This window comes from Halorientalis regularis (genome assembly GCF_023698535.1).
Taxonomy (GTDB): Archaea; Halobacteriota; Halobacteria; order Halobacteriales; family Haloarculaceae; genus Halorientalis; species Halorientalis regularis.
This window is the reverse complement of sequence record NZ_JALJCL010000012.1, coordinates 60,803-87,612: the sequence shown is the minus strand read 5'-3', so window position 1 is coordinate 87,612 and position 26,810 is coordinate 60,803. Positions and strand designations below refer to the sequence as shown.

The following is a 26,810-nucleotide window of genomic DNA, read 5'->3' as shown; positions in this document are numbered from 1 at the left end:
CTACCCGTGGTAGCCCGGCGTCTGAGTGGCTACGCTGTCGAAAGTCGTGGAAATTCGCGTATATGGTTGGAAGTTCAACAGAATGTGCCGTCTGGAGGGTAATCTGAGTCGGTTTCCGATCACTGAATCGGCCGAAACCACGCATTATACACCCGCTGTACCCGCTGTAGTCTCAACTTCCATCGCAATTCTGAAGTTCACAGTTTCGGAGGATACCAATCTCACGGCCAGATTTCGCCGGTGAGTGATGGAATAGGGACGCGAAGATATCTAAAACCAACCATAATTTGAGCTAATATCGCCACTTCGTCTCAACACAGGTGTTTGAGACGCGCTCAGCAGAGCGTTGCCACTCACTCCCGAACGCCAACCGATCGGGTGGTGTCGGCGCTAATCCGTGGGAATAAGGCCTGAGGATACCAATTCAACGCATTCGCCGGCAGTCAGCACGGGTGCGTAGTCCATCTCTCTGTCTACGGCTGCCTTCAGCAGAAAGTCCGTGAGCCGCCAGATATTGTGGAGCAGCACCGCGAACACGAAGTAGAACAACCGAACCCGATAGTCTTTCGAGGACGTGCTCGCGAGGAAATCGTTCTTGATGGACTTGTATTCGTTTTCGATCTGCCACCGCCGGCTGTACCGCCGACAGAACGATTCGGCTTCGTCTGGACTAACGGAGAGATTCGTCGCGAAGACTGCTGTCCCATCGCCGTTCGTCGACGGGACGTAAAGAAATCGCATCGCGTGCGTGCCCGATTCAACATCGATAGACGCCTTCTCAACGGCCACATTACGTCCATCTTCGTCCATTATCTCGATCGCCTCCCGTTCAGTGCTGGAGATCCGTGTGGGAATCAGATAATTTACGTTAAGGTTGGTGAGGGCCTGAAACACGCCTGCTGAATCAAATTCGCGGTCACAGAGGACGGTCTCAATCGGTACGTGCTTCTTCGCACGTTGGACGAGTCGTCGGACGGTCTGATGAACCTGATTTGACCGATTCTTGTCCCACGCTGAACTCTCTCGGACTGGTTCGATCGCCAGAACGAACGCAATATTCTCGCCGACGATTGACAGCGTCGCAAATTTGAACGCGCGTTTCTCTTCCCCTCGCATGCCGTTGACCATCGGCATCTCCTCGACCTCACCGTAGTATGGGACGGTCGTAATGTCGATCGCTACGGTCACCGGCCGCCGGAATGAGGTTTCCTCGGCGATTACCGAGAGCAGGCGGTCGCTGGCTGCGTCAAATCCGTCGATCAGACTATCCGACTCGAATTGTTTGACCGATCGGAGGTGAGTATCGCCGTGGGGGCCGTACTCCTCACCGCGCCGGTACTGGAAGCGGGACGCGCCTTGGGCAGTGCCACAGCCAACCATCCCCATGAACGTCTGCAACTCGAAAAACTGAGTGTCTCCGTAGGATGTGTTGTGTGCTCGGCCGGAATCGAACCCATCGAAGCCGTGGTTACGGGCGAGGCGTGTCGTCCGGTGAATCTGCTCGTCTGTGAACTTTCGTTCCGTTTTGGAATCGTCTTCTCCAGATTCAGTCTCGTGGTCAACAACCTCATCTTTCGGGCGGACAGCCGGGATGGCCGGCCCGCGATCGTGGACTTCTTTGACGACGAAGTGGGCACCGATAGTGATGAATTCGCGGACCTCATCGTTGAAGCGATTACGCCACGTTCGGGAGAGCACTGATTCGTCGGGGATGTGATGCAGTCCAAACGCGTCGGCCAGCTCTTGGTACTGAGCCAAGGAGCGGTAGCTATCGCCCGTGATCTCTCGGTAGATGAACAGTCGGAGCATCCCGCGAAACGAGTCCGGCGCAGGGTGCCAGTCAGGATACGCGTCGTCGAGTGTCCTAGTCCGCATTGGTGCGTCGCTTACGGCACCAGAAAGCGACTCGCCATCCCGAAGGTCATCGTGTATCGCGATGCCAGTCGTGTAGGCATCAGTCATCCGACTATCGCGGGCAGAGTACGGGTCCGTTGTACACTCCATTACGTAGAACCTGAAATCATCTCAAAATACACTGTCAGTGAGTGATAACAATCGAGGGCCAACTTGCAACTGTCGTCGCTGTCAGTGCAATCAGTATCAATGTCGCTGTCGCGAGATGGGATGTCACGACGATGGGTGCCAACGATGCTGTGACAGTAAGTCCGCCCAGAATAACCTGGAATGGTAACAATAGGGCAGCGAATACAGCAGGCCCCCTTACGAGGGCACTGTCACGTGTATACCAGGCAGTGAATGCTGTCGAGACAATTAACAGTCCGATGATTACAGCCAGGGTACGGTGGGCCCATTCGGCGAAGATCTGGAGTCCCGAATACGGTGAACTCGCGATAATTTCTGGATGCAAGAACGGAACGAGAGTGCCATAACAGGCTGGCCAGTCGGGACACGCCAGACCGGCCCCAATCGCGCTCGTGTAAGCTCCGAGAATCATGAGGAGGTATGTTCCGATCAGTGTGGTCAGAGCCAGTTGGTGATAGCTGATTCCGGGAACGATTGCCCTCCGAAATGACGAAAACAACTGTGCCTGTTTCATACCACAACTCGAAGTGTGAGCTCCGATAACAAAGCGGATTCTGGTCCACCCATCGAATTGTAATCACTGGCCACTTGGCAGACTGGAACGATACGTTCGACGGCTATATCCTCGGAATCGGGATCGGCAGATTCGTTCGACTTTCGGTTGTGCAGCCGATTTTACGGACCCCTATCACTCAGAATTCGAGTGTGGTGCCGGTGAGACGGATGAACACACACCAGATTACTGGTCTTCCGCAGGCGGGTTGGCGCCACCGTCAAGGAGTCCGTCGACTAATCGCGTGAACCGATCGACCAGCCGGTCTGCGACCGATGGCTCGACCAGTCCTAGGAGCTCGGCTGTCTCTTTCGGATGTGAGACGACCAACGTGACATGATTCCGATGGTCGCGCTCCTTTTCGACGAGGTCCTGTTCGACGAGGTGATCGAGATGCCACTCGAGCGTACTTCGTGCAATCCCCACGCCGTCCGCGACGGTGGCTGGACTTGTCTGGCCGTTGGTCAGCAGGTACACCAGAATATCGCGGGCCGTCTCCCTCCGTAATACGGCCAGCGCCCCTCGCTCCCACGATCCATAGTTTGCCGGATAGTAGTGAGTCCGTCCGTACAGGGATTCTTCGACGACTTCGTCGGTCCCGGTGAGCTTCTTGAGATGGTACTGGACCTGTCCCGGTGCGAGATCGAGGGCCCGGGTAAGTTCGTTGAAGTGAATCCCCGGCGTTCGGCGAATCTCGGACGCGATACTCGTTCTTGTATCAGACATCTATGGACTATTGGTGTAGCAGTGATCCGGTCCGTGTGCTTCTTGCCCACAATATAGCGGGAGCCCCTTCTATACCTCACGATCCGTCGACCGGTTTCAATGACCGAACCAGATGCGACCGGTGTCGTATCTGGAAGCGTCCGACAACGGACGAAACTAGCGGACGTGGTGTAGCTCTCGAACGGCGTTCACCTGCCTCAAACGATCCCGCAGTTGAGGTCTCCCATCCAGTCGGCTGGTCTCAAATGAATTCGGTGATCGCGCCAGAACCGCTATGCGGCAAACGGATCGATTTAAGAATGTAGTATGAACGACCGGACACAGCGGGCGGCCATGGACGTATCGACGAAGACTACTACCCGAAGACGGCTGCTCGGGAATGCCGTCGGTATCGGAGTGGGAGCCGCGGCCATCCCGGCCGTGAGCGGTGTCGCGGCTGCACACTTTCCGACGCAGTTGGATATCGATATCCAGCCCCAGAACGAAGACAATTTCATCGATCTGGCGGAACACGACTCCGTGTCCGTGGCCGTCCATCCGACCGAGTACTTGAACGGTGACGGCGAGCGAGAGACCTTCGACCCGACTGAAGAGGCGGTGCGGTATCGGTTCGGCTCACGGTTCGATCTGCAAGATGGGGGTGGTGCGCGACCGGCGGGTGATGGAGACGTGACCGAAATCGAGAGCGGACACGGCGAGAGTGACGAGTCGCTCGTTCTGGAGTTCCCAGTCGAGGACACGGGACTCGACGGGAGCGAGGAAGCGGCATGGCTGTACTGGGAGCGTGACGATTCCGGGGAACACGGGCTCGCGGGTGTCGATTCCCTCAGAGTATACGGCGGAGAACAGTCCAACACCGCTCTACTTCGCCTCTTCAGGAGATTCCTGGAGTAACGAGACCTCCGCGAAGATGAATATTCCGTCGATATGCTAGCCCTCGACCGTTAGCTCCATCTCCGACATGTCGAGAAACGCCATCTCGTACCCCTCGTGGCGTGCGACCTGTGGGACGGACTGGGGTGTGATCGTGATGGTATCGCCGGACTCGATCCCGTCGACGACTGCCCCGTAGTGGTACTTCAGGTTGGGGTCGAGTGTGCTGGTCAGTGGTCCGTCGAACTTCGACTTGTCGCCCCCGGAGACAGTGGCCGTCATCGACATCATCGGAATCGGGAACCGATTGTGCGGCGTCCGCGCCGACACGGCGAGATACGAGCCCGATCCCTCGACGCCGGCCGGCGGCGAATCGAGTACCGTCGCGACGAATTTCGCGTCACCGCTGGTCCCAGTCCCGAGGACCGATCCTGGCATCCCGTCCGGCTTCGGGAGTTGTGGAATCGGCATCATCTCCATGTCCATCGGGGTTACCGCGCCTCGGTTACCCTCGCGATCACTGAGTCGCTTGAACATGAGTGTTTCCAGCTTCGACTGGCTGAATTCCATCGTGAAAGAGGGCGTTGCCTGTTCACCGAACTGATCCCGGAATGCACCGGTACGACGCGTCCCGACGGGACCGAACCGAACGTTGACCTCGTAGGTGCCGTCGCCATCCAACTGGACGTTGTCACCGTAGTGAAAGCCCATGTTCTGAGAGAGCATCGGCCACATATCCTTCTGTGTGACCGTACTCCCGTTCTGTGTGACCGTCACCGACGCGTTCGATGTGGGAATTACCGTATTCGTCTCACCATCCCAGACGCTCACCATCAGGTGAGCCGAGTCGTCGGACTGGACCGACACCTGATTCGTACGGTCGATGTCGACAGTCCAGAACCGGTGCGGGAAACTGTAGGAGAGCGCGAGTCGAAGCCGGCTTGCTTCCTTCATCCCCGCCATCTCCATCCCCTCGACGTGGGTCGGGATGTACACTGCCGACGGTCGGTTGTCAACCAGCGGCGGCATGCGTACCGATCGCTGCTCCGTCTCCAGCAACCCCATACACCCCGCGACACTCGCGACGCTCCCCGTCCCGAGAACGGCGAGATACTGTCTGCGCTTCATTACCATTGGTTCGGGGGTCTTCTCGAAAAGAAATTCTGGTACGACCGTCGAATCGGCGGATTTCGAGAGATGGACCAGAATCCTCTTGATCCGGACTCGGGAATCGACACGAAATGGCAGGGATGCAGACGACGGGAGAAACCGGCGGTCGGGCGCGTTGGATTCGGCGGTCGATCCCCGCTGCTATCGTCGCCTTCGTCACGCTCCAGATCGTCCCGGGCGTCCAGGCCCATACCGGCACCGCACATGCTGGCACGCCCCATTGGGTCCTTCTCGTTTTCGTCGTGGTCGGACTCGCTGCCGGCGGGCTGAGTGTCCGGTTGCTCCGGGCCGACCGATCCAGATACTACTCGCTGCCCGTACTCGTGGTCGGACTCGTGTTGATCCTGTTCGGGAGCATCGGCCTCGTCGAGATTCAGGTGACACCGCCGACGGCTCCCGACTGGACCGGCTGGTTCGAGGTGCTGAACCTGCTCGCCGGGACGGGGATGGTCGTCGGCAGTCTGCTGCTGGGGATTCGCTACTGGCCTCGCCGACCTCGTTACACCGCGCTAGGCGTCCTGCTGGCCGCGTGGGTCGTCTATCCCGCACTCCTTCCCGCCGGCGGGCTCACGAATCCCGTCGGGTATTTGATCGCGGCCGCTGTGCCCGCGACGATCGGCTACGTCCTCTGGACGGAGCGCCGCGAGCGGGTTCGCCTCCTCCTGGGGCGGCGGTGGCCCCGTCGGGTCGGCGGACTCGCACTCCTGGCCTTCGCCGGCTTTTTCGCGTTCTCGGCGGGGTCGCTGACCCTGAACCCCGACCTCGGCGTCGGGATGAGCGGAGAGGGGTTCGTCCGACTGTTCCGAGTCGGGAGCCCGCTGGTCTACTGGCCGGCTCTGGAGTTCTACGTCCCCGCTATCCCGTTGGCGGGGTACGTGTCTATCGGGACGGTCCTGTTGACCCTGATCCTGGGCGGTCTGATCACGCTGAACGCGGCGTCGATCACCCAGCAGTGGCAGGTGACCCGCGAGGTCGACTCCGGCGGAGCGTCCGTGGGTGCCGTCGTCTCCTCGGGCGCGACTGCCTGCTGTTGCTGCGCCCCGGCGATGTACGGTGTCGTGGGCGCGGCCTTCGGCACCGCGGCCAGCCCGGTCTACTGGGCGTTCATGGACCCCACTTCACCGGTCGGCGGCCTCTTTTTCGCTGGTGCAGTGTCGATGCTACTCTGGAGTTTCCTCCGGTCGACTGATCCCGTCGGCGAGACCGACGACGATGCCAGTACAGGCGGTGGCACCTGTGCGGCCCCGACGGCCTGAGCCGCCGCGAACCTCACTTCGGGTTTGGGGTCGGTAGCGAGCGGTGCTGTCGGGGCGGGAGTAGGTAGTTCCCGCGGCGTTCGACGGTCATGTACTGGAGGATACCGTTGTTGGTGCGCTGGCCGACGGCCGACTCGTCGGCCACGTCGGTGCCGTTCATCGCCTCACGAGTCTGCACGAAGTCGCCGATCCCCCGCTGGAGCGAGAGGAAGTGCAGCGACGCACGATCACCGATAGTCGAGTCGAAGTCCCGCCGGAGGATGATCGGTGAATCGTTTTCGCGGGCGCGAGCCGTTTTCTGCGAGTGGCCGACTACCCCTTTCTCCCGCGCATCCTCGGTCGTGTGTGCCGGACACCCCGTCTCGCTCATCTTGCTCGAATCACCGAGGTTGTCGCCGACGCCCTCGACCGTGTCGTTCTGGGCGTGTGCGGGGCAGAACATCGTGGCCACCCTGTGAAAGCGGCTGTCCTGTTCGTACCACTGCTGGAGGTGGAGGCGGATGAGCGAGAGGTGCTGGGTCGTGCCGTCGGCGAAGGGGCCGGACTGGATGGTCACGCGATCCTCACTGGCCTGATTCTTCTCGAACCCGGATTTGAAGCCCATGTACAGGGGTGACTCCTCAGGCACCTCACCTTCGGGCACGCCGTCGACGTCGTCGTTTCTGGCCGGGAGCCCCTCGCCGATGAACCCCGTCCGACGGTCCGCGACGGAGAGGACGCCGTCGACGGAGCCGTTCATCTCGACACCATTGAGTTCCGCCTGGGTGCCCTTCAGCGCCTCCTCGGCGGCGAGGACGACCTGCGAGTAATCGCTGGCGAGGTGAACGACGGCGTCGGGCGTATCAAAGTCGGGGTCCTCGAAGGGAGCCATCGCCGCTGGTGCCGGCAGGTCGACGGCCTCGGGGAGTTCCCCGTCGAACCGATCGAAGTACGACGGCGTATATCCCATAGTAAAGAGGAGACCGTCGTTCCCGCGACGGTAGGCGTGTTCGAGACTTCGGAACGCCTGTTCGACCCGTTCGCGGTCGGCTTCTGACGGCCGACCGCTCCCGTCGTAGTTCAGAAGGAGCAAGACGTGGTGCCGGGGCGTGACCACGTTGCCGTGCTGGTCGGTCGAGAGGGTGTCGTTCCAGGCGTGCTGACGGGCGGGGAGCGTCGACAGGTCCGACGGGCCCTGGGGTACGTCCGGGCCACCGAACCAGTCTAGACAGGCCGAGAGCGCGGCCGTCCCCCCGATCGCGACGGCGGACTTGGCGAACGTCCGCCGCGAAATCCCACGGTCGCGGTCTTCTGACATCGGGTGGGCTAGGGACGAATACGGAATGTACGTTCTGGTGCGACCGTCGAATCCCATCCCGAACCACCGTGTGGCTCAATACGCCGACCCTGTAACGACGAGGCGAGACAGATGGCACTGGATATACTCACAGTCGATTTCCCTGCGGACTGGGTCACGCCGGAATTCGCCCCGCTACTCGTCGCCGGGCTGGTCCTCGCCGGACTCGGAACGCTGTCACTGTTCGTCCTCTCGGTCGTCGCGTACACCAGACGCCTCCAGCAGCGCTACCTGCTGATCTGTCTGGCGCTGGGAGCACTCGCCACCCGGACCGTCGTCGGATGGGGCACCGTCTTCGGCGTCGTCCCGATGACCGCTCATCACGTCGTCGCACATCTGCTCGATTTCCTCATCGCGCTCCTGGTTCTGTACGCCGTGTACCGGAGCGGGTCAGGATCACCCGCACGGGAAGACACGGTTTGACCGGCCACGCCGACCGCGACGTGGCCCCCATGCGTTCGGCTCGTCATGCCGCGAACGGACGGGAGACGATCCACAGCGAGAGGACGGTATAGCCGACCATCACGACGACGAGCGGTAGGTGCCCCCGGCGTGCCAGTGTGAGCGTCTCGTAGCGGTCGACGGCAACGCGGTGGGCGGCGACGACGGCGACGACGTGGCCACCGACGATGAGGAGTACCTGTGAAGCCCAGAACACCGGAACGGAAAGCCATCCCAGCAGGGAAATCGTCGTCCCGCCGTCCCCGACGAACTCCAGGGCGATAGTCAGCAACTGGCCGACATTCCGGAGGACGAACGGGTAGTTGTGCGCGATTTCGTACGCCGCGGCGATGGGAACGACCGTCGGGGCGAACGCGCGGGCAGTGGCGATCCAGTCGGTCGCGTCGCCGGTCGCCAGTGCCTCGACGGCGATAGCGGCCAGCGCGAAACTTCCGACGAAGGCGAGCAGCCCCGCGAGATAGACGAGGACGCTGACGATCGGGCCGACGCCGAACAGCTCTCGCGTCCCGAACAGGAGGGTCTGATATGCGGTCGACTCGCTGAAGCCGTCGAAGCTGACGGTGTAGACGGCCGCGACGACGAAGACGACGAGCGAGACGCCACTGACGGCCCTCGTACAGCCAGCCCAGGGCGTTCGAAGATAGATACGGCACCCACCGGCATCGGTCCGATCGAACAGAACCGGGGCGACGCGAGCGAACAGCCCGTAGAGCACCGTCAGCGTGTCTGCACGCTCGAACCACTCGCGGCCGAACGCGACGGCCCCGAGCAGCATGACGAGTGTGTAGCTAGCGACCATCAGGACCGTCATCCGTGGCGAGCGAATGATAACGGTCAGGTTTTCGACGACTCCGATCCCGACGACGAAGCCGATGACGGCCGGCCATGCACCGAGCCACGATGGCAAATTACCGACTACCGCCAACTCTTCACCTTCGAGAGCGACGAGCAGGTCGTACAGCGACTCCCAGGGCGAGAGGACCCGCCACGGCGAGCCGAAGAGAATCGCCAACAATCCCACACCTTTGAGCCAGATCGGCCACACGAACACTGTCGCCAGGTTCTCCGCCGCGACCTGCCGTCCAGCGAAGCCGTGACCGAGTGCGGCGACGAACAGCGCGAAGAAGGAGACTCGTGCGACGCCTCTGAGGGCTGTCCCAGCTGACGGTGAAAGTGCGCCCACGGTTCGAGGATGCGCGTGGGTCGTCTCGCCGTCGGTAACCCCAAGCCAGACGGCGGTGAGGACGACTGTTCCACCAGCCCCTGCGTAGAGCAACGCCAGAGGAAGCGGCGCGCCGAACCGGGAGCGGCCGATGGTGTGTGCACTTGCGGCCCCGACGAGGGCGTAGTACCCGCACCAGACGACCAGCCAGCGCGTCCAACGGCCCATACCGGCCATCGGGAACTCCGCGTGAAAGGTCCGGTGGTCCGATTCTCGAAACCCGTCCCCGGGACGAAGCGTTTTCCCGTTCTCCGAGCGGGATTCCGGGTATGCGACCCGTGACCGGTGTGGTACTCGCAGGGCTGGTGGTCGTTCTAGCGGGCATCGCCGTTCTCACGCTCGGAGGGGGTGGGACACCGGACGGGCAACTCACCGAACGCTGGATCAGCGACACGGCCCGTAACAACACGGTCAACCACCATGCAGTCGGGATCGGTTCCGACGGAGAGGTGATAGTCGCGCCGGTCGCGACCATCGCGGCCGACAACTCGCGTCTCTCGCCGACTTCGTGTTCCCTCAATCGCCTCGCGCCAGGCGACGGCGGGGTGGGCTGGCAGACGACCACACCGCCCGCGGACTGTTTCATGCACGCACTGACCGAGCCCGCGATTGCGGACGTGGACGGCGACGGGACGACTGAGGTCGTCGCGGCTACGATCCGGAACGCCACCATCGCCTATTCGGCTGCCGACGGGTCCGAAGAGTTTCGTGTCCCCCTGTCCACGTACGGATATTCGAAGCCGACAATTGGGAACGTCACTGCCGCATCCGGACCGGAAATCGTCACGAGCGACATCGACGGCCACGTCGTCGTGGCCGGCGGCGACGGTGAGGTGTACTGGACGCGCTCGCTGAACGAGACGGTCTGGGCCGCGCCAGCCGTTGGTGATATCGATGCAGACGGACAGCAGGAAGTCGTCGTCGGGACCAACGAGCGCACCGTGGCACTGAACGCTGATGGATCGCTCGCATGGACGACCGACATAGCCGCCGAAGACCTCGATGTCGGCCAGGTCGACGACGAGGAGGCTATCGAAGTCTTCACCGCGTCCGGTTCGGGCGTCACCGCGATGGATGGTGCGGACGGGGGCGTGGACTGGACACACGAGGTCCGTGGCGGCGCGTCGCTCTCGCTGCACGCAATCGGGGAGGCAGGCAAAGACGGCCCACTTCGGGTGTACTTCAGCGAACCGGGCAACATCGTCGGAGCGCTTGACGCGACCTCAGGCGAGCAGGCGTGGTCGACCAGACTCGGCCCCGAAGAGAACACGATGACTCCGGCACCGGTCGTCGGTGATCTCACCGGTGACGGCACCGCCGAGCTGGTGACAGTCACGAACGGCGGTACCATCACCGTTCTGAGTCCCGACTCGGGAAGCCAGCTGGCGGTCTATCAACGCGACGTGCCAGTCTGGACGTTCCCGACAGTTGCCGACGTGACCGAAGACCCAGGCGCGGAAGTGTTCGTGATCTACGGCGACGGCCGGATCACGTCGCTGGATTACACGGAGGGATCGTGACAGCGCAAGCCGACGCGGACAGGTGGACGGCTCTAAATGGGGCGTTATGATTCAGTGGCATCTACTCCACGTCGGTACCGCTACTGGTCCGTCGTTGCCATTCATAACGATACTTACTGTTGCTGCTGCCGCAACTGCCCTGCTGCTCGGCTTAGCACTCGCTGCATTCTTGCAACGGCGTTCCCGGTCATATTTGTTGATCGTCGGCGCGTTCGCTGCGCTGTTCGCCCGATCTGCTGTTGCAGGTTTGTCGACGATGGGATATCTCTCGCCTGCGAACCATCATTTGCTAGAACACGGGCTCGACGTGGTGTTGGTCGCGCTCGTCGTCGCAGCGGTCTATTTAGCGCGATCGGATGATCGCACGCCAGAGTACGAATCGTGACCGAAGTACGCTACATCGAAACGATAAATATCGTTGGATCAAACTGAACAGTTCGATGTTCCGTAGTTGTGGAAATCCCGGTCTGAATTCTTTCAGTGGTACCTCAAACCGTCAACCTACGGTTCGGATGCCCTCCTAAAGAGATGTCACCTCACGAGGCAACGTTCGCAGTTTCATTCCAATGAAATATGCGTTCGTTAGGCGGATCGATCCCTCAGTCAGTACTTGTTTGATCGCTCATCCGCTGGATCACCACTGCCAACACTGTCGCCAGTATGGTGAGTACAACTGCACCAGCCGCCGCAATCTCGTGGGCTGGTGAGACGTGCTGCACTGTTCCGTCCACGATTGGCTCAACTGGGAGCAGAGTATGATGTGGTGTCCCGACGATTGGGACGAAATAATCCACGAGATCGTTGAACCCGTACCACACGACAGCGACGAGAATCGCACGGAGCGGGAATGCACTGTACCTGCGGACGAGGAACGCCTCGGCAGCCATCCCGAGATGAGACACGAACAAGAAGCCGTACATCGCCTTCGACGCGAGTTCCTGGCCCAGAGACGGGACGATCTGCGGCGGTGCAACGACCGTAGCGAGAAACGCGTCCGCGAACACCGTCAGGACGTACGGCGTCCAGAGGCCGAGTTTGAGACAGCCGAAAAACGCGAGCACGTTCAGGTATTCGTTCGGCCGCCCGAGTTTGTAGAAGGCCAGTGAGAGCGCGATGAACAGCGTTGCCATCGGGCTGTCTGGAACGACGGGCCACGCGACGAGCGGCTCGAGACGGAACTGAGGAATGTAGTACCAAAAGCCAAAGACTGTCCCGAGCAGATTGATACCGACGATTACCCACGCGTACTTCAGTGCCACATCCTCGACACGCCTGATGGGTGGCCCGAGAAACCGGGACCAGCCGTCAGTCTGTTCTGTGTCCATCGGCGTGCGATGTCGCAGTCCGTCCTGATTCACTCCCAGTAAGGAGTTCGACGAGTTCAGCCTCCGTGACCGGTTGCGTTTCGGTGCCCAGTCCCGCGTCACGGGCAACGCGGACGGCACTGGGTGGGTGGAGGTTTGCTTTGGCGAGCAATTCGGGGTCGTAGAACACCTCGCGTGGTGTGCCTTCCCCAATGACGTTCCCGTCATGCATCACGCAGATTCTGTCTGCGACCTCGGCTGCGAACTCGAGGTCGTGGGTCGAGAGGACGACGCTGATGCCTTCTTCGTGAATCTGCGTGATACGGTCGGCGACCAGACGAGAGCGGTCCGGGTCGAGACCTGCGAGAGGCTCGTCCAGGACGATGACGCTGGGTTCGAGGACGAGCACGCCAGCGAGACCGACCAGCCTTTTTTCGCCACCACTCAGGTAGTGGGGAATCCGGTCTTCGAGATGGCTCGCGTCGACAGTCGCCAACGCTTCTCGCGCACGTTCCTGAGCTTCGTCAGCTGGGACGCCGTAGTTCTGGAGACCGAACAGCACGTCGTCCAGCACCGTCGGCGCGACGAGTTGCGTATCGGCGTCCTGGAAAACGAAGCCGACTTGCTTCCGCGCGTGCGATTTGTTTTCCTCGGTGATCGGCGTACCATCGACGACGAGTTCGCCGTCGTCGGGCACGAGCGTCGCGTTCAGGTGCTCCATCAGCGTCGATTTGCCTGCGCCGTTCCCGCCGACGAGTGCGACGACCTCGTCCGGGTAGACCTGGAAGTCGACCTCGTGCATCCCGACGGTCCCGTCGGGGTAGGTGTGGGCCTCACAGTGGAGGTCAACGAGTGGGTCCCCAGCGGCGGACTGGTCGGTCATACAGGGATCACCCCGTAGACGGCGATCAGCGCGTAGCCGACGACGGCGAGGTAACACGCGACGACCGCGACGAGTTCACGAAGGGGCGGGCGTGGAACGTCGCCGTAGAGTGTGATGTCGCCATCGTAGCCGCGGGCCTCCATTGACTTGACGAGCCGCTCGGACCGCTCGATGGCCGTCAACAGCGTCATCCCGAGGATGCGTGCGTAGGTGCGCCGGTTCGCCCAGAACTCCGAAAGGCTCGCACCGCGGGCGAGGACAGCCTTGACGAGGTCTTCGAGCGTCTCGATCATGACGAAGGTGAACCGGTAGGTAAGGAGGGCGACCTGATCGATCGGGCTCGGAAGCGTCCGCCCAAGCAGGTACGCGATGTCGGCGTACCGGGTTGTCATCGTCGCGGTGAGCGCGAACGTCACGACGGTCAGCGACCGGCAGGACAGCTCCGCGAAGAGGATTGCACCCTCCCACGTGACCGATAGTTCTCCGAGCGGCGTCCCGAGCGCACCGCCGATTGGTGTCCCAGGTTCGAGAAAGGCGAGCGGGCCCGCGACGGAGACGATGAACAGCAACGGCAGCGTGTACCAGAGCGCCAGGCGTTTGTACGGCAGGCCGGCGACGCCGTACACGACCAGCGTCGCGGCGTACACGCCCACCAGGATCGCCAGCGCGTCTGCCACCGTCACCGTTAGCACGAGCGCGCCGACGATGCCGAACTTCGTCCACGGGTTGACGCGATGCAGTGGGCTATCGCGGTGTTCCGCGTAGGCCGTGATGAGTCGCGGGTCGGGAACGTGGTTCGAGAGCGTCGTCATCAGCTGTCAGGCCGCCTTATTGTTCCGGCCGCGATACCGGTCGGCGTAGATGTAGAGAGCGACGCCCACGACGACCAGCAGGACGACCAGCCCGACGAACTCCAGAACCATGCCGCCCTTGCGAATCGGGCCGGCGATGATGACGCCCCGGCCGAGATCGACGAGCGAGCCGCCCCCTTCTTTCACGCCGCGTTGGAGCGCCTTCGCCGACCGCTTGGCCCACGGAAGGGCGCCGCCGGTGGCTCTGAATCCCCACAACCCAGCCGCGACGGCAACCGTGAACAGCGCTGCGAGGCTACCGTACTGCTTCCAGCGCTGCATTAGGCAGTCACCCCCGCGGGCTCCTCGTCATCGTGCTGGCGGTCGGTCAGTCCCACGAGGTCGGGCCGAACCGACGCGAGGAACTGGACGATGAAGCCGGTCAGTATCCCTTCGATGACGGCGACGCCGAGGTTGAGGCCGACGAGGCCAGCCACAGCGACCGTCAGGTCCGCGCGTGGGAGTGCGCTTCCGTTGACGCCACTGATGACGATGATCGCCCCCATCAGGAGAGCACCGGCCGAGAGACCGATGGTCGCGGCACCGGCACTCGCGGGGAAGATATCCCAGTCCATCCCCAGCAGCGTCTTGAAGATGTAGTAGGCGACGATCGCTTCCGTGGCGTTCACGAGGGTGTTCGCCCCGAGCAGGCCGACCGCACCGTGGCCGAGTGCGGCCGAGAAGATGTTGACGACGAGTGCAACAAGTGCCCCGAGGGTCGGACCTGCGAGGATGCCGACCAGCCCGGTGAGATTCATGTGGATGCCGCCCCACACGGGCAGGTTGAGTTGGAAGACCGCGAAACTCGCGGCCGCGCCGATGCCCGCGAGCGCGATGTGCTGAGTTTTGATGCCGCCTTTCCGGACGCGATAGACGACGATACTGATCAGTCCGACGCCGACGGCCGTCCAGAGGGCCAGCGCCCACAACGGGAACGACCCCTCACCGAGATGAATGTGTGCCATGTGTAGTTAGCAATCTAGAGTGCAGATATAATAAATCTACGCTCTAGAGCCATAGTAGTTATTATTGATTCCAGATTTTGGTTCTAGATTTGTTACTGCCAGCGTCTACATTCCCATGTCAGGCATTATCGAATCAGTCCGGAATCGGCCCAAAATGTCCCGCTAACCGGATCAAGAAGACTGAAGCCCTGGGTAGAGACTCGGAAATTGCAAATATAAAATCTTAGTGATGTTAAAGACGTATATAAAATAGCCAATTTTAAATAAAATAGTCGCTAGCGTTAATAACGCAATGAGTCGAGACTCAATCCCGGTCACCGTCTTGAGCGGTAACCTCGGTGCGGGGAAGACGACCACGCTGAATCACCTGCTTACCGAACAGCGAGCCGCAGACATCGCGGTGCTCGTCAACGACATGGGTGAAGTGAACGTCGACGCCGACCGCGTCGCGGAACACTCAGACATCTCCGAAGACGATGAGGAACTCGTCGAACTGTCGAACGGCTGCATCTGCTGTGAACTTCGTGGTGACCTGCTTGACGCGCTCGCAAAACTCGCGCAGGCGCGCGACTTCGATTACCTTGTCATCGAGTCGACGGGCGTCGCCGAACCGCTGCCCGTGGCGCAGACGCTCACGATGGGATTCGACCAGGCCGATCTGGACCCCACGGAGTTCTACGAGGAGACGGGTATCGAGGTAATGGACTACTACGACCTCGACACGACAGTCACCGTCGTCGACGCCCACCAGTTCTGGACGACGTTCGACTCCGAGGAGTCGCTCATGGACGGCGACACCGAGAAGGACCTCGGAAATCTCCTCGTCGAGCAGATCGAATTCTGTGATGTCCTGTTGCTCAACAAGTGTGACCTCGTCGACGAGGACACCCTCGACGAAATCGAAGCGATGATCGAGACCCTGCAGCCACGGGCGAAGATCATCCGGACGGAACACGGTCGTGTCGATCCCGACGATATCGTCGACACGGGCAGGTTTGACTTCGAGGCGGCGAGCCAGTCTGCCGGCTGGATGCAGGAACTCGAAGAGCCACACGAGTCCGCCGAGGAGGAACACGGTGTCACATCCTTCGTCTTCGAAGCTCGACGACCGTTCCACCCCGAGCGCTTCGCTGAGGTGTTGAACGAGTTCCCTCCGAACGTCGTGCGCTCGAAGGGTCGCTTCTGGCTCGCCGGCCGTGAAGAGATGGGGCTCGGGCTGAACGTCGCCGGCCAGTCGATCCGCATCGAACCAGCCGGCCAGTGGATCGCGGCTCTCTCGGAGAAAGAACAACAGGAGTATCTCGACACGTATCCCGAACTCGAAGCGAACTGGCATCCCGAGTACGGTGACCGCTCGTCACGGCTGGTGCTCATCGGGACCGACATGGACCACGACACAGTGCGCGAATCACTGACCGATGCGCTGCTCACAGAGGCCGAAATGGACGCCGACTGGACGGCGTTCGACGACCTGTTCCCAGTCTTCACGACCGACGACGAGGACGAACCGGCCGACGACGAGAGCGCCGAGGAAGTGGGGCTGGCAGACTAAGATGCCCAGTGCAAGTACCTGCTTCCAACGAGCCGTCACGAAGTCCGCACCGCGTGAGACGCGTCGTGAGGCGATTCGTGAACTCGGACGCCTCGATGCAGTCAGACAACTCAAAACGATCACGCGAACGAACGGCCTCCACGGTGTCTTTCGCCGAGATGCCGTCGCGGAGTTGGAGGCCCTGGGTGCGACCGACGCTCTGGAAACGATCGCCGCCGATCGAGCGGTCGATCCCGCCATCAGAAAGCAAGCTCGACGATGAGTTTGGGACTTGAATCGGGACGTATGGGCGTTGTAGGTGGACAGCAACAGTTCGATCACGATCACAAGCGGATCGGATTCGTCGGTCCCGAAGGCGTCGGCAAGACGACAGTCGCTACGCTAGCGGCAGATCGGCTCACTGAGCGAACAGCGGTCGAGATTACCGGTGAGGCAGCAGGCTTCTTCGATCAGCCACAGGTCTCGACGATGGACAGCGGTACGCTCGGTATCAGCTGGGCGATCCTCGACTACGACGCTGGTGTGGACGTACTTGCGACCGCGGCCGACGCGCTCGATACAGCATTTGTCGTCGCGACGCCCGAGACGTTAGATCAGGTGGCCCCGTACGAAACGGTCGCAGACCGTCATGCTCTGGACACGTTCCTCGTGGTCAACCGGTTCGAAGAGGATGATCGAGATCGGCTTGGGGCCTTCGACGGTCTCGAACTCGCGGAATACCTCTATGAAAACGAGATAATAGAGACGGCGATGTCGGCTGGAGAGATTCCCACGCTCAACGGATGGACGATAGAGACGATATTGCTCGAGGCCCTCCAGAGTGAGCGCCTGCCGGTGAGAGAAGCGAAAGCAGCACTCGATAGCGGTCGGCGATCCGTCGTCAACGTCGAAATTGAAAGCGTCGCGTCTGGCATCGGCATTGTTCGTAGCTTTCGGCGAAACGGCTATGGAGCCGATTTCTTCCGGTGTAATTGCCGCTGTCACGAGGGTCATGTCATCGCACGCACTGGAACGTTCGATACCTGAAATACCGTCGTTTCCGAGCTTCAGGATCTATCATAGGATATTCCCTTCTTGTTCGCCGTTCATCGGTCGTTCTCAAAGCGAGACACATCCGTTCTCGAGTCACTAGTGTAATAAAGTAGTAGTAATTATTAACAACACTTATTAGAAAAGAGCATAAGAATAATAACCACGATGCAGCAGGATATGACCACTCAGCAGTCGAAGGAGAAGGCGATGGACGGTGTAATGGAGATATCTGGTACCGGCCTATCGGCCGCGATGCGCAATCCAGTGGAAGATTACCCACGGTATTCAATCTCCGTCGTGCGCCAACGGCCGACCTTTTACAAATATAATTTAGTTAATCAAACCAAAATTGATTACTTGAGGGGGCGTGGTGGCACTCATGTGATACTAAACGAGACAGAAGGAGATGTATGGAAAAATCGCGCGGAGTCACGCGCGTCTTCCGGTTCAGTACGGGCAGTCTCCAGGTCCAATCGGTCGGTGATCGTCGATGCGTAGAGCCTGTTCCAGACGACAACTGCTCGGCAGTGCCGCGGCTGGGGCTGCCGGACTTGTTGCGGGCTGTAGTGGTTCGGAAGCCAATTCGGATAGGTCGTATACAGTGGCGCTCGCCCGGGACCCTACACAGGAGAAGTGGGATATGTTCCACGGTGTTTCTCCGTATTACACCCACGTCTTCGAACCACTCGTGGAGACCACCGATGAGATGGAGACGGCACCGTTACTGGCCACCGACTGGAAAGCCGTCGACGAGACGACGTGGGACTTCTCGCTTCGGGAGGACGTCACCTTCCACAACGGCAAACCGCTGACAGCCGACGCTGTTGTCCACTCGTTCGACAGGGTCTTCAAACAGTTGTCGTGGGTTCCTGGATGGATCGGCGTCGAGCCTAATGGCGTTTCCGCAGTGGATGAAACCACTGTCCGGTTCCAGACGACGGAGCCGTTTCCTGCCTTTCCGGGTACAATCTCGCATAATTACTTTGGCATCCAGCACCCGGATGCGACCGACCCACCGGCCGGTACTGGTCCCTTCCGGGTCGAAAATGTCGAAGAAGAACAGTCGATCACACTCACGCCGTACGAGGGCTACAGGAATGAGACGGCAAAGCCGAGCGAACTCACGTTCGAGTGGATCCAAGACCCGAATACACGAGCACTGTCCCTCAAGAAAGGGTCGGCCGACGTCACACAGAAAATCCCGAAGAGCCGTGCCACCTCCCTGCGTGAGGCCCCCGGAACGGCGATCGAAACCCAACTCACGCCTGAAGCAGGACTGGTCGCGGTTAACCTCTACTCGTCACCGACCGACGAAGAGCGACTTCGACAGGCGCTCAACTGGGCCGTCGATCAGCGCCAGATCGTCGAGAGCGTCCTGAACGGAATTGGCCAGCCAGCCACCGGTCCGATTTCTTCGGTCATTCCCTGGGCAGCTCACGACGACCTTCCGACGTACGGACCCGACAGACAACGGGCCCGGGAACTGGTCGCACAGTCCAGCTATAGCGGCGAAACACTCTCCATCCTGATCAACAGTCAAAATACCGACGACAGGACTATCGCACAGATCCTCTCAGGTTGGTTCGATGAAATCAACGTCGCGAGCGAGATCCGACAGGTCGGTCCGGCGTCGTTCTACGACACGTTCACGTCTGGCGAGGCGAACCTAACACTCGTCGGGTTCGGCTCGAACAGTGCGGCCAGTGATTACCTCATCCGGGCGATGTTCCACTCCGAAGGGAGTGACAATCGGAAACTCTACGAGCAAAACGGAACTGGCGTCTACAATCCTGGCGGCGAAGTCGACCGGTTGATCGAGCAGGGGTACCGGGCCGAGACGATGGCCGAAAAGCGCGACTACTACGGAGAGGTACAACAACGGGTCGTCGAGACCGGTGCAGTCATTCCCCTGTACTACAACGAGTACGTCTTCGGCCGACAGGCTGATATCACCGGGATCGACTGGCACCCAGTCGACAACATGGTCGGCTGGTCCGGCCTCACACAGAGTGAGTGACATGGCGGGGAATGATCTCCCGGAGGAGTGGTCCGTCGATCCGAGTGAGAGGCACAGAGCGTGGGACGCCGTGAAGGTCCGACAGCAGTCGTGGACCGACATAGCGGAGTCCGATATCGACGTGTGCCTGCTTCCGGTCGGGAGCATCGAACAGCACGGGCCACACGGCCCGCTCGGGACTGATGTCCTCATCGCCGAGGCCATCGCGGAGGCAACAGCGGGGCGGGTGGAAGCCCTCACTCTTCCGGCCGTGCAGGCTGGTATCGCACCGTATCATGGCAACTTCCCTGGAACGCTGGATATCCCAGCCGACGTGTTTCGGGACTACACCTTCCACGTCCTCGAATCGACGGAAGCGTGGGGCATCGAGACAGTTGTCACTGTAAACGGCCACGGCGGAAACCGGACCGCGCTGAAAGCGGTCTGTCGTCAATTGCGACGAGAGACCGCGCTCGATGCCCAGTACTGGGCATGGACAGACGCGGTCGACGAAGACGTGAGCCATGCCGGCGAAGCCGAGACGAGCGTCCTGCGCTACCTCGTGCCGGAACTGGTCGGCACACCCCAGAAAGGCGACACCGAGAGTTGGGGCGAGTGGATCCACGGGGCACAGGTGGCGGGGCTCACCGACGAATTTAGCGAGAACGGTGTCGTCGGTGATCCGACGAGTGCGTCGGCGGCGAAGGGACAGCGCCTGTTCGAAACGGCCGTCGACGAACTCACTGCTCTCATCGAGTGGCTTCGGGAGAACGAGCAGCGTAGTACCGACGTGAAATCTGGGGATGTATCTGCCGATAGAGGAACACGATGATCGAACTCACCAGACGACAGAAACTGTCCGGACTCGGGGCCGGGATTACCGGCCTCGGTGGCTACTGGGCAATCAGCGGTACCGGTGGAAAAGAAGACGTGTTCACGGTTGGCTCTCCATGGACGCCGGATTCGCGAGACCCGGTCGTGAACGGGTGGCTCTGGCGACGTATAAGTGTACTCGAACCGCTGTTGACCGTCGATTACGATGCGACCGTGGCTCCGGGTCTAGCCACGGACTGGCGCATGGTCGACGACGAGACGTGGGAATTTGACCTCCGTGAGGGCGTCACGTTCCACGACGGAACCGAGTTGACAGCGAAAACAGTACTCCCATCGCTCAGGCGAGCCTTTGACTCGAGTTCGATGGCTTCCGTGCCGGTCAAATCGATCGAAACAGCTGATAATCGGACGCTGACGATGAAGACGGACGAGCCGTTTTCGCCACTACCGGCACACTGCACCCGAGGATCGACCTGTCTCGTTTCCCCCACTGCAATCGCCGACGATGGGTCTGTCAGCGAACCGATCGGGACCGGCCCGTTCCAGTTCGAAAGCTGGAATCAGGGTTCCAGTATCACAGCGAGTGCAAATTCGGACTACCACGGTGAGAACGCGAGCATCGAGACGCTGGTCTACGAAGGAATTACCGACGACCAGACCCGTCGGCTGAAACTCGAAAACGACGAACTGGACATGGCCCGGATCCTTCCGAACGAGACGGTCGATTCGCTCGAATTACGCGACGACATCACCGCTCACACGTACCAGATTCCACGGGCGCGGTACCTCGTATTCGATCTAGATTCCTCACCGTTCGCAGATAGACGAGTTCGAAGAGCGGTCATGCACGCAGTCGACCGCGAGACGATCGTCGAAAATCTGCTGAATGGGCTTGGGTCGCCAGCCGTCGGTCCATTTCCGTCGGATGTGACAGATTGGGCCGCCGACGACCTCGAACCGTACGAGCACGATCCAGGCCGGGCGCGCGATCTCCTGGCCGAGGCTGGCTGGGAACCGAACGGTACTGGTCGCACCCGAGATGGCGACCCCCTCTCCGTGTCGATCTGGACGTACGACACTCGCCCACTGCTCCCTACCATCGCACAGGTGATACAGACACAACTCGGCGAGGTCGGGTTCGAAGTCGACATCGAAGTAATGGAATCGTCGACGATCAAAGAACGAGCCACGAACGGATCGTTCGACGCCGTTCTCTGGTCGAATTCGGTGTTGTGGTATCCCGACCCGGACCGGTTGTCAGACTTCGTTCACTCGGAGACTGCGACTATGTTCAGCGGCTACGAGAACGAGACGGTCGATCGACGCCTCGAAGAAGCCAGACGGACGACCGATCGAGACGAGCGGTTCGGGCGGTACGCTGAAGTACAGCACATCCTTCAGCGAGACCTCCCTATTGGCTGGCTCACCTACTACACCAACGTGGTCGCAACGCGTGCTGGCGTCGAGGCCTATCGACCCCATCCGATCGAGTCCTGCTATCACTTGGAGAACGTCACGGACCAGCAATGAATGGGTGGCACCTGTCGAAGCGGTTGCTGACGATGGGGGTCGTCCTGTTCGCCGTGTCACTTCTCACGTACGGATTGATCTTCGTCACGCCCGGCGATCCGGCGCGAACGATTCTCACCCAGCAGATGGGAGGACAAAGCCCCTCTCAAGCGGCGGTCGAACAGTTCCGTGTCGCCAACGGTCTCGACGATCCGTTCCCGATGCAGTACGCCCGCTGGATGGGTGATGTACTCCGTGGCGATCTCGGACAGTCGTACTACAGCGACCAGGCGGTCAGTGCGATGATCGCCCAGCGACTTCCGAACACGATCGCACTGGCCGTGGCGTCAATGCTTGTCGCGATTGTCATCGCTATTCCGGCTGGGATAGCAAGCGCGGTGGAGCCGGGAAGTCGGACCGACTACGCCGCACAACTCGGCGCGCTCGTCGGCATCTCCATGCCGAACTTCTGGCTCGGGTACCTGCTCATTATCGTCTGCTCGCTCTGGCTCGACCTGTTCCCGGTCGCCGGTGCGGAGGGCCCCGAATATCTGGTTCTCCCTGCACTGACGCTCGGATCTGGGATGGCCGCGGTGATCGCGCGCCTGGTTCGGACGGCGATGCTGGACGTACTCGACGACGCGTATATCCGCACCGCCCGGTCGAAGGGGTTGCGAGAGCGGATCGTGGTCTACAAGCATGCGCTCCGGAACGCGCTCGTGCCTGTCGTCACGATCGTCGGGTTGCAGTTGAGTTACGTCCTCAACGGCGCGGTCGTCGTCGAAGTCGTGTTCCAGCGACCAGGACTTGGAACGCTTCTGGTCGATGCGATCTTCGCACGCGACTATCCGGTCGTACAGGGCGTGACGCTACTCATCGGCGTCGTCTTCGTTGTAACGAACTTCGTGGTCGATCTGACCTACAGTCGGCTCGATCCGCGGATCGAACTCGGGGGTGAACCAACGTGAGTGGACCGGCAGCCGATACGGGAGTACGGCAAGAGAGTGACCAGCGCGATGAGTGGACCGAGGTGATTCCGGCGGATCGCCTCGCGCAGGTCGGTCTCGGAATTGTATTTATATTGCTCGTCCTCGCGGTGTTCGGACCGATCGTGTCGCCATACGATCCGGCCACTCAGGACTTAAGTAGCCGGCTCGAAGCTCCGTCGCTGACGCATCCGCTCGGGACCGATCAGCTCGGTCGCGACGTGCTCACTCGACTCCTTCACGGTGCCAGACTGTCGCTGGGAATCGCCCTCGCGGTGACCAGTGTCCGACTCGTCGTCGGCACGGCGGTGGGTCTCGTCGCTGGCTACGCCGGGGGGTGGATCGACGAGGCCTTGATGCGGCTCGTCGACACGCTGCTGGCGTTCCCCGGAATCGTCCTCGCGCTCGTCATCGCCGGCATACTCGGGCCGAGTCTGGTGAACGTGATGCTTGCACTGTCCGTCGTGGGCTGGGCCTCTTACGCCAGGCTCGTACGGAGTAGCGTCCTCTCGGTCCGAGAACGGGAGTTCGTGACGGTCGCCAGGCTGCTCGGGCACACCCGGACCCACGTTACCGCCCGGCACCTGATACCGAACGTCGTCGCACCGGTTGTCGTCCTCGCGACTCTCGATATTGGTGGCGTCATTCTCGGGACTGCGGGCCTGTCGTTTCTGGGCCTCGGCGCACAGCCACCGACGCCCGAGTGGGGAACGATGCTCGCGTCGGGCCGCACTTACCTGCGCCAGGCGTGGTGGCTCGTCAACGCCCCGGGCGTCTGTATTATGTTCACCGTCTTCGGGTTCAACCTGCTCGGAGATAGTCTCCGAGACACACTCTCACCGACACAGTCGGCACAGATGGAACAACTATGAGCAAACCACTGCTTCGCGTCGAAGACCTCCATACTCGCTTCGACACCGATCGCGGAACCGTTCACGCGGTCGACGGCACATCGTTTACCGTCGACCGTGGCGAGATCGTCGGCGTCCTCGGCGAGAGCGGCAGCGGCAAGTCCGTCACCGCCCGATCTATCTGCAGACTAGAAGACCCAGGACGGATCGCCGGCGGGACGATCGAATTCGAAGGTATCGAACTGACCACTGCCGAAGAATCCACGCTGCGACGACTTCGCGGCAACGAGATCTCGATGGTCTTCCAGGATCCGACCGAGACACTGAATCCGGTGTTCCCGGTCGGTGAGCAGATCGCCGAGGCGGTGCGGATCCACGAGACGAACGACCGCCAGCGTCTCCTCGATTTCCTCGGCGTGCCGCCGTTCCGGGACCGGTCAGCCTGGGCGGACGCGCGAGAGCGTGCCGTCGAATTACTGGGCCAAATGGACATCCCGAGTCCCAAGTCGCGCTCGACGGCATTCCCACACGAGTTTTCGGGTGGGCTCCGTCAGCGTGCAGTCCTCGCGGTTGCTCTGGCGAGTGAACCCTCCTTGCTGATCGCCGATGAGCCCACTACTGCACTCGACACGACGACACAGGCCGACATTCTGCGACGGCTGCGCTCCCTGCGAGACGAGCGAGACGTTGGGATACTCCTCATCACCCACGATATCGGTGTCATCGCGCAAACGTGTGATCGCGTGATCGTCCTGTACGGCGGTCAGGTGATGGAGGCTGGCCCGGTCGAGCGGGTGTTGACCGATCCGGCCCACCCATACACCCGATCGCTGCTCGCTTGTTCTGTCCGGAACACAGACTCTGGTGAGCGGATTCACTCGGCACAGGGCCGGCCGCCGGATCCCGTCGACGGCCACGAGGGGTGTCCGTTTGCAGATCGATGCCGTCACACGACCGCGGCGTGTCGCGAGGGTCCCATCCCGACCACCGAACGCAGTTCCGAACACCGACTGAGCTGCCTCGAGGCGCCACTACCCGCCACTCGAGAGTCGTCTCCACAGCGAGTGTCACCGACGCCAGACGGGGGAACGACAGAATGATAGAACCTGATCGGGACGCGTTCGAACCCCCGTCGGACACCCCCGTGGTCGAGTTACGTGGGGTCTCCAAGTCGTTCTCGGTACGCAATTCGGTTCTGGAACGGCTCTCTGGCAGCGACTCGTCAGCAAAAGCGGTCTGTGACGTATCGCTGGTTGTTCACCCATGTGAGACCGTCGGCCTCGTCGGTGAGAGCGGCTGCGGGAAATCGACGCTCGCGAAGCTCGTCACCGGCCAGCTCACGCCGGATCGCGGACAGGTCCGTCTCGACGGCACTCGCGTCGGCGGGGTATCGGATCGCTCCGCCGGGCAGTGTCGACGAATCGGTGTCGTCTTTCAACACGCCGGAGAAAGTTTCGATCCGCGGTGGCCGGTCGGCCGGTCGCTCTCCGAGGCCAGACATGACGCCGACATGGGTTCGGAAAACGAACGCGGTCTCGGAGACATCGAGCAATTGTTGTGCAGCGTCGATCTCGGCCCGGAGATCGCCGACCGGTACCCTCGCGAGTTATCGGGTGGGCAAATCCAGCGCGTCGCGTTGGCCCGAGCTCTGGCACACAACCCTGACGTGATCGTCCTTGACGAACCGGTATCGGGGCTGGACGTGGCGACACAGGCGACGATCCTCGACCTGCTCGCCGACCTGCAGCAGAGGTTCGGTATCGGATATCTATTTATCTCTCACGACCTGGCTGTTGTACAGTATCTCGCAGATAGGATCGCTGTCATGTACGCCGGCGAAGTCGTCGAAGTCGGGCCAGCAGACGGACTGTTCGGGGATCCGAATCATCCATACACCGAAGCGTTACTTCAGGCGATTCCGAGTCCGGATCCGGGGGTGGCACCCCCGACACCGCTCGACGGCGATCCACCCGATCCGACGGACAGACCGACCGGGTGTCCGTTCCACCCCCGCTGTCCCGCGGCGACGACAGAGTGTGCCGAGAGGCATCCCGAGTTCGAGACAGTCGAGGGCGCGCGAGTCCGGTGCTTTCACGCTCCGGAAGCCACGGGCGAGTGCGAGGAGGACCGATCGTACCAACCGAACCGCAGTACTCGATCATCACGAATTCATGACTGAGAGTTACGACATCGCAATCGTCGGCGGCGGTCCTGCTGGCTGTTCGGCTGGTGTGTTCTGTAGCCGGGCCGGACTCGACACCGTCGTCGTCACGAACGACCGATCGACGCTTCGAAAATCCGCCTTCGTCGAGAATTACCTGGGCTTTCCGCTCGGTATTGAACCGCGAGCGTTGCTCGAACTAGTCGAGACACACGCCCGAGAGGCGGGCTGTAGTCTCGTCGACGGCACAGTCAAATCTGCGGAGACCGACGGTAATGGAATCGTTCTCCACCTCGGCGAGCGCTCAATCTTGGCTGAGCGAATTCTCGCTGCCTCGTGGTCGGACAGCACATATCTCAACGAATTAGGGGTACGAACCGAAACGGAGTCGTCTGGTTCCGTTTCCGTGGTCCAGACCGACGAACGCGGGGAGACGAACGTCGACGATGTATACGCCGCTGGCCGGCTCACAGACACCCATCATCAGGCAATCGTCAACGCAGGGGACGGTGCCCGTGTCGCACTCGAAATCATCGAAGAACTGGACACGGAGTTCTACAACGACTGGATCGCTCTAGAGGGCTACTACGAGTCCTACGACCGCGAGGTCCCGGTGGGTGTCAAGGAGATTGACCACGACGAACGGCGAAACCGTATCGAGCGTGCGACCGACTTCATGTCGTCCTTTTTCGAAACTGATCGATCGGAGTAGCGGTCCGAGACCG

At 61.1% G+C, this 26,810-nt stretch carries 27 protein-coding genes; 16 read left to right on the top strand and 11 right to left on the bottom strand.

Annotated elements, in window-relative coordinates; all coding sequences use genetic code 11:
• Positions 1-390 precede the first annotated feature (390 nt).
• From MU521_RS15710 to MU521_RS15700, 3 genes are all read right to left on the bottom strand, one after another.
• Positions 391-1,962, bottom strand: a complete 1,572-nt coding sequence (locus MU521_RS15710) for a transposase (RefSeq protein ID WP_092694745.1) — start codon at positions 1,960-1,962, stop codon at positions 391-393.
• A 76-nt stretch (positions 1,963-2,038) separates the two neighbouring features.
• Positions 2,039-2,557 (bottom strand): COX15/CtaA family protein, encoded by a 519-nt coding sequence (locus MU521_RS15705; RefSeq protein WP_092694661.1) that lies wholly within the window; start codon positions 2,555-2,557, stop codon positions 2,039-2,041.
• 225 nt (positions 2,558-2,782) lie between these two features.
• Positions 2,783-3,322 (bottom strand): winged helix-turn-helix transcriptional regulator, encoded by a 540-nt coding sequence (locus MU521_RS15700; RefSeq protein ID WP_092661338.1) that lies wholly within the window; start codon positions 3,320-3,322, stop codon positions 2,783-2,785.
• 306 nt (positions 3,323-3,628) lie between these two features.
• Between MU521_RS15700 and MU521_RS15695 the strand changes: the two genes are divergently transcribed.
• A complete protein-coding gene (locus MU521_RS15695) occupies positions 3,629-4,216 on the top strand; it encodes a hypothetical protein (RefSeq protein WP_284731980.1) in 588 nt (195 codons plus the stop codon).
• A gap of 36 nt (positions 4,217-4,252) precedes the next feature.
• Here the strand turns inward: MU521_RS15695 and MU521_RS15690 are convergent, their stop codons facing one another.
• Positions 4,253-5,323, bottom strand: coding sequence for an iron transporter (locus MU521_RS15690; RefSeq protein ID WP_092694663.1), 1,071 nt, complete (start codon positions 5,321-5,323; stop codon positions 4,253-4,255).
• A 113-nt stretch (positions 5,324-5,436) separates the two neighbouring features.
• Here MU521_RS15690 and MU521_RS15685 point away from each other — a divergent pair, with 113 nt between their 5' ends.
• A complete protein-coding gene (locus tag MU521_RS15685) occupies positions 5,437-6,621 on the top strand; it encodes a hypothetical protein (protein ID WP_139171172.1) in 1,185 nt (394 codons plus the stop codon).
• Between the two features lie 13 nt (positions 6,622-6,634).
• Here the strand turns inward: MU521_RS15685 and MU521_RS15680 are convergent, their stop codons facing one another.
• Positions 6,635-7,918, bottom strand: coding sequence for a DUF7405 family protein (locus tag MU521_RS15680; RefSeq protein ID WP_092694667.1), 1,284 nt, complete (start codon positions 7,916-7,918; stop codon positions 6,635-6,637).
• 111 nt (positions 7,919-8,029) lie between these two features.
• Here MU521_RS15680 and MU521_RS15675 point away from each other — a divergent pair, with 111 nt between their 5' ends.
• Complete coding sequence (locus tag MU521_RS15675; RefSeq protein WP_092694669.1) at positions 8,030-8,380, top strand: DUF7471 family protein; 351 nt, start codon at positions 8,030-8,032, stop codon at positions 8,378-8,380.
• A gap of 43 nt (positions 8,381-8,423) precedes the next feature.
• Here the strand turns inward: MU521_RS15675 and MU521_RS15670 are convergent, their stop codons facing one another.
• Positions 8,424-9,809 (bottom strand): hypothetical protein, encoded by a 1,386-nt coding sequence (locus MU521_RS15670; RefSeq protein WP_092694671.1) that lies wholly within the window; start codon positions 9,807-9,809, stop codon positions 8,424-8,426.
• A gap of 101 nt (positions 9,810-9,910) precedes the next feature.
• Between MU521_RS15670 and MU521_RS15665 the strand changes: the two genes are divergently transcribed.
• Positions 9,911-11,161, top strand: coding sequence for an outer membrane protein assembly factor BamB family protein (locus MU521_RS15665; RefSeq protein ID WP_092694673.1), 1,251 nt, complete (start codon positions 9,911-9,913; stop codon positions 11,159-11,161).
• Between the two features lie 46 nt (positions 11,162-11,207).
• Positions 11,208-11,546 (top strand): DUF7471 family protein, encoded by a 339-nt coding sequence (locus MU521_RS21845; protein WP_092694675.1) that lies wholly within the window; start codon positions 11,208-11,210, stop codon positions 11,544-11,546.
• Between the two features lie 214 nt (positions 11,547-11,760).
• Here the strand turns inward: MU521_RS21845 and MU521_RS15655 are convergent, their stop codons facing one another.
• From MU521_RS15655 to MU521_RS15635, 5 genes are read right to left on the bottom strand one after another with little or no spacing between them, the layout of a single operon-like run.
• Positions 11,761-12,486 carry a DUF1405 domain-containing protein gene (locus MU521_RS15655; RefSeq protein ID WP_092694677.1) on the bottom strand — a complete coding sequence of 242 codons (726 nt, stop codon included), beginning with the start codon at positions 12,484-12,486 and terminating at the stop codon, positions 11,761-11,763.
• A complete protein-coding gene (locus MU521_RS15650; protein ID WP_092694679.1) occupies positions 12,467-13,348 on the bottom strand; it encodes an energy-coupling factor ABC transporter ATP-binding protein in 882 nt (293 codons plus the stop codon). The genes MU521_RS15655 and MU521_RS15650 overlap by 20 nt, the downstream gene beginning before the upstream one ends.
• The gene (locus MU521_RS15645) at positions 13,345-14,160 is read right to left on the bottom strand and encodes an energy-coupling factor transporter transmembrane component T family protein (RefSeq protein ID WP_092694681.1); all 816 of its coding nucleotides are present in this window, start codon (positions 14,158-14,160) and stop codon (positions 13,345-13,347) included. Before MU521_RS15645 ends, MU521_RS15650 begins: the two co-directional genes overlap by 4 nt.
• Before the next feature lie 6 nt (positions 14,161-14,166).
• Complete coding sequence (locus MU521_RS15640) at positions 14,167-14,481, bottom strand: cobalamin transport operon protein (protein ID WP_092694683.1); 315 nt, start codon at positions 14,479-14,481, stop codon at positions 14,167-14,169.
• The gene (locus tag MU521_RS15635) at positions 14,481-15,164 is read right to left on the bottom strand and encodes an energy-coupling factor ABC transporter permease (protein WP_092694685.1); all 684 of its coding nucleotides are present in this window, start codon (positions 15,162-15,164) and stop codon (positions 14,481-14,483) included. Before MU521_RS15635 ends, MU521_RS15640 begins: the two co-directional genes overlap by 1 nt.
• Before the next feature lie 292 nt (positions 15,165-15,456).
• Here MU521_RS15635 and MU521_RS15630 point away from each other — a divergent pair, with 292 nt between their 5' ends.
• From MU521_RS15630 to MU521_RS15580, 11 genes are all read left to right on the top strand, one after another.
• Complete coding sequence (locus tag MU521_RS15630; RefSeq protein WP_092694687.1) at positions 15,457-16,716, top strand: GTP-binding protein; 1,260 nt, start codon at positions 15,457-15,459, stop codon at positions 16,714-16,716.
• Between the two features lies 1 nt (position 16,717).
• Positions 16,718-16,978 carry a hypothetical protein gene (locus MU521_RS15625; protein WP_092661367.1) on the top strand — a complete coding sequence of 87 codons (261 nt, stop codon included), beginning with the start codon at positions 16,718-16,720 and terminating at the stop codon, positions 16,976-16,978.
• Between the two features lie 23 nt (positions 16,979-17,001).
• Entirely contained in the window at positions 17,002-17,742 is a 741-nt protein-coding gene (locus MU521_RS15620) for a hypothetical protein (RefSeq protein ID WP_092694689.1), read from the top strand.
• 607 nt (positions 17,743-18,349) lie between these two features.
• Positions 18,350-19,765: an ABC transporter substrate-binding protein gene (locus MU521_RS15615; RefSeq protein WP_092694692.1), complete on the top strand. Its 1,416-nt coding sequence runs from the start codon at positions 18,350-18,352 to the stop codon at positions 19,763-19,765.
• Position 19,766: 1 nt separating this feature from the next.
• Positions 19,767-20,576: a creatininase family protein gene (locus MU521_RS15610; RefSeq protein ID WP_092661373.1), complete on the top strand. Its 810-nt coding sequence runs from the start codon at positions 19,767-19,769 to the stop codon at positions 20,574-20,576.
• Complete coding sequence (locus MU521_RS15605; RefSeq protein WP_092694694.1) at positions 20,573-22,108, top strand: ABC transporter substrate-binding protein; 1,536 nt, start codon at positions 20,573-20,575, stop codon at positions 22,106-22,108. The genes MU521_RS15610 and MU521_RS15605 overlap by 4 nt, the downstream gene beginning before the upstream one ends.
• Positions 22,105-23,055, top strand: a complete 951-nt coding sequence (gene nikB / locus MU521_RS15600) for a nickel ABC transporter permease (RefSeq protein WP_092694696.1) — start codon at positions 22,105-22,107, stop codon at positions 23,053-23,055. Before MU521_RS15605 ends, nikB begins: the two co-directional genes overlap by 4 nt.
• Positions 23,052-23,945, top strand: coding sequence for a nickel transporter permease (nikC, locus tag MU521_RS15595; protein ID WP_092694698.1), 894 nt, complete (start codon positions 23,052-23,054; stop codon positions 23,943-23,945). Before nikB ends, nikC begins: the two co-directional genes overlap by 4 nt.
• On the top strand, positions 23,942-25,024 hold the full coding sequence (locus MU521_RS15590; protein ID WP_092694700.1) for an ABC transporter ATP-binding protein: 1,083 nt from the start codon (positions 23,942-23,944) through the stop codon (positions 25,022-25,024). The genes nikC and MU521_RS15590 overlap by 4 nt, the downstream gene beginning before the upstream one ends.
• The gene (locus MU521_RS15585) at positions 25,021-26,103 is read left to right on the top strand and encodes an oligopeptide/dipeptide ABC transporter ATP-binding protein (RefSeq protein ID WP_092694702.1); all 1,083 of its coding nucleotides are present in this window, start codon (positions 25,021-25,023) and stop codon (positions 26,101-26,103) included. Before MU521_RS15590 ends, MU521_RS15585 begins: the two co-directional genes overlap by 4 nt.
• Complete coding sequence (locus MU521_RS15580) at positions 26,096-26,797, top strand: NAD(P)/FAD-dependent oxidoreductase (RefSeq protein ID WP_092694704.1); 702 nt, start codon at positions 26,096-26,098, stop codon at positions 26,795-26,797. Before MU521_RS15585 ends, MU521_RS15580 begins: the two co-directional genes overlap by 8 nt.
• The last annotated feature ends 13 nt before the right edge of the window (positions 26,798-26,810 follow it).

Bases quoted from the DNA above. Each gene is read 5' to 3' on its own strand.
- MU521_RS15670 (WP_092694671.1), bottom strand. From the start codon at position 9,809: ATGGGCCGTTGGACGCGCTGGCTGGTCGTCTGGTGCGGGTACTACGCC.
- MU521_RS15685 (WP_139171172.1), top strand. From the start codon at position 5,437: ATGGCAGGGATGCAGACGACGGGAGAAACCGGCGGTCGGGCGCGTTGG.
- MU521_RS15705 (WP_092694661.1), bottom strand. From the start codon at position 2,557: ATGAAACAGGCACAGTTGTTTTCGTCATTTCGGAGGGCAATCGTTCCC.
- MU521_RS15610 (WP_092661373.1), top strand. From the start codon at position 19,767: ATGGCGGGGAATGATCTCCCGGAGGAGTGGTCCGTCGATCCGAGTGAG.
- MU521_RS15675 (WP_092694669.1), top strand. From the start codon at position 8,030: ATGGCACTGGATATACTCACAGTCGATTTCCCTGCGGACTGGGTCACG.
- MU521_RS15585 (WP_092694702.1), top strand. From the start codon at position 25,021: ATGATAGAACCTGATCGGGACGCGTTCGAACCCCCGTCGGACACCCCC.
- MU521_RS15635 (WP_092694685.1), bottom strand. From the start codon at position 15,164: ATGGCACACATTCATCTCGGTGAGGGGTCGTTCCCGTTGTGGGCGCTG.
- MU521_RS15690 (WP_092694663.1), bottom strand. From the start codon at position 5,323: ATGAAGCGCAGACAGTATCTCGCCGTTCTCGGGACGGGGAGCGTCGCG.
- MU521_RS15640 (WP_092694683.1), bottom strand. From the start codon at position 14,481: ATGCAGCGCTGGAAGCAGTACGGTAGCCTCGCAGCGCTGTTCACGGTT.
- MU521_RS15580 (WP_092694704.1), top strand. From the start codon at position 26,096: ATGACTGAGAGTTACGACATCGCAATCGTCGGCGGCGGTCCTGCTGGC.
- MU521_RS15645 (WP_092694681.1), bottom strand. From the start codon at position 14,160: ATGACGACGCTCTCGAACCACGTTCCCGACCCGCGACTCATCACGGCC.
- MU521_RS15695 (WP_284731980.1), top strand. From the start codon at position 3,629: ATGAACGACCGGACACAGCGGGCGGCCATGGACGTATCGACGAAGACT.
- MU521_RS15710 (WP_092694745.1), bottom strand. From the start codon at position 1,962: ATGACTGATGCCTACACGACTGGCATCGCGATACACGATGACCTTCGG.
- MU521_RS15620 (WP_092694689.1), top strand. From the start codon at position 17,002: ATGGGCGTTGTAGGTGGACAGCAACAGTTCGATCACGATCACAAGCGG.
- MU521_RS15590 (WP_092694700.1), top strand. From the start codon at position 23,942: ATGAGCAAACCACTGCTTCGCGTCGAAGACCTCCATACTCGCTTCGAC.
- MU521_RS15605 (WP_092694694.1), top strand. From the start codon at position 20,573: ATGATCGAACTCACCAGACGACAGAAACTGTCCGGACTCGGGGCCGGG.
- nikB (WP_092694696.1), top strand. From the start codon at position 22,105: ATGAATGGGTGGCACCTGTCGAAGCGGTTGCTGACGATGGGGGTCGTC.
- MU521_RS15700 (WP_092661338.1), bottom strand. From the start codon at position 3,322: ATGTCTGATACAAGAACGAGTATCGCGTCCGAGATTCGCCGAACGCCG.
- MU521_RS15630 (WP_092694687.1), top strand. From the start codon at position 15,457: ATGAGTCGAGACTCAATCCCGGTCACCGTCTTGAGCGGTAACCTCGGT.
- MU521_RS15680 (WP_092694667.1), bottom strand. From the start codon at position 7,918: ATGTCAGAAGACCGCGACCGTGGGATTTCGCGGCGGACGTTCGCCAAG.
- MU521_RS21845 (WP_092694675.1), top strand. From the start codon at position 11,208: ATGATTCAGTGGCATCTACTCCACGTCGGTACCGCTACTGGTCCGTCG.
- MU521_RS15655 (WP_092694677.1), bottom strand. From the start codon at position 12,486: ATGGACACAGAACAGACTGACGGCTGGTCCCGGTTTCTCGGGCCACCC.
- MU521_RS15665 (WP_092694673.1), top strand. From the start codon at position 9,911: ATGCGACCCGTGACCGGTGTGGTACTCGCAGGGCTGGTGGTCGTTCTA.
- MU521_RS15650 (WP_092694679.1), bottom strand. From the start codon at position 13,348: ATGACCGACCAGTCCGCCGCTGGGGACCCACTCGTTGACCTCCACTGT.
- MU521_RS15625 (WP_092661367.1), top strand. From the start codon at position 16,718: ATGCCCAGTGCAAGTACCTGCTTCCAACGAGCCGTCACGAAGTCCGCA.